Consider the following 1161-nt stretch of genomic DNA (forward strand, 5'->3'; position numbering starts at 1 on the left):
GAATACTTCAAAATCCACAGTCCGGGAAAACGCTTCGAGCTGGTCACCAAGCCCACTCAGACGAGCCAGGCGATCTTCAACATCAAAAAAACCGGGCTGCATCATCATCCATCCCTCATCGTAAGATGAACGATGGAATCACACACAGGGCCTCATAACCAGAGAGTTTTTCGAACCCTCCATTTGTCTGACGAACGGACGGAGTATCTGATCAACGACCGTCTGTCGTTCATGCGCTTTCTGGGATTGGGGCTGTCGGACCGCGTGCCGGATGCCATAACGATCTGGCTGTTCCGCGAGCGTCTCACACAGGCGGCTGTCCACAAATCCACGGCAAGGAACTGGACTTGCTACGGTTATGTGCCGGTATGTGATCCTGTTAGGCGGCTTTAGCCTCGAAAGCGAGAGGGCTGATGTTGCCGAGATATGAATGGCGCCGTCGCGGGTTGTAGAAGCCGTTGACGTACTGGAAGATGGCGGCGGTTGCCTGCTGCCGAGTGGGCCATGTCTGTCGCCAGAGCAGTTCGGCCTTCAGGCTCTTGAAGAAGGTCTCTACGGCTGCATTGTCGAAGCAGTTTCCCCTGCCGGACATGGATGGCATCATCCTGTATTCCGTCATTTCCTTCTGGAAATCGTGTGAGCAATATTGGCTGCCACGATCAGAGTGGAAAATACAGCCAGGCGATGGATCGCGCAGTCGCACCGCCATATCGAGCGCCCGGATAGCGAGATCCTTTTTCATCCGGTCGCTTGCCGCCCAGCCGATGACGCGTCGACTGAAGAGGTCGATGACCACGGCGAGGTAGAGCCATCCTTCGGTGGTCCATATATAGCTGATATCGCCTGCCCATTTTCGGTTGGGTGCGTTGGTCAGAAAGTCGCCGTCCAGAACATTGGCTGCAACACCAAGGGAATGACGGCTGTCAGTTGTGACCCTGTGGCGACGGGTGCACACTGGGCGGATCCCGTTGAGTTTCATCAGCCGCCCCACACGACGTTCGCCGACATCGAGCCCCGCCTCCTTGAGTTCCATGGTCATCCGAGGACGACCAGAGGTGGTCCCCATTTTTCGGACAGGGCGATAAGCTATCATCTGGCCTGAACGAGGACGGGTTTTATGGGCAAGGTTACGCGGAAACGGTATGCGGCAGAGTTCAAGTC

Annotated in this window: 1 protein-coding gene and 2 pseudogenes; 1 reads left to right on the plus strand and 2 read right to left on the minus strand. The window is 56.1% G+C overall.

Annotated features, from left to right (window positions below; all coding sequences use genetic code 11):
- Positions 1–105: pseudogene (locus HKD31_RS16205) on the minus strand (IS5/IS1182 family transposase); the annotation flags it as partial.
- Positions 106–174: 69 nt separating this feature from the next.
- On the opposite strand from HKD31_RS16205, the pseudogene HKD31_RS15905 reads away from it, so the two are divergent.
- A pseudogene (locus tag HKD31_RS15905) lies at positions 175–321 on the plus strand (transposase); the annotation flags it as partial.
- Positions 322–379: 58 nt separating this feature from the next.
- On the opposite strand, the gene HKD31_RS15910 reads toward HKD31_RS15905, so the two are convergent.
- The coding region (locus tag HKD31_RS15910) for an IS3 family transposase (protein ID WP_228120972.1) at positions 380–1161 on the minus strand (782 nt) is incomplete at its 5' end.

Origin of the sequence: Gluconobacter potus (assembly GCF_015244705.1) — a bacterium.
Classification (GTDB): domain Bacteria; phylum Pseudomonadota; class Alphaproteobacteria; order Acetobacterales; family Acetobacteraceae; genus Gluconobacter; species Gluconobacter potus.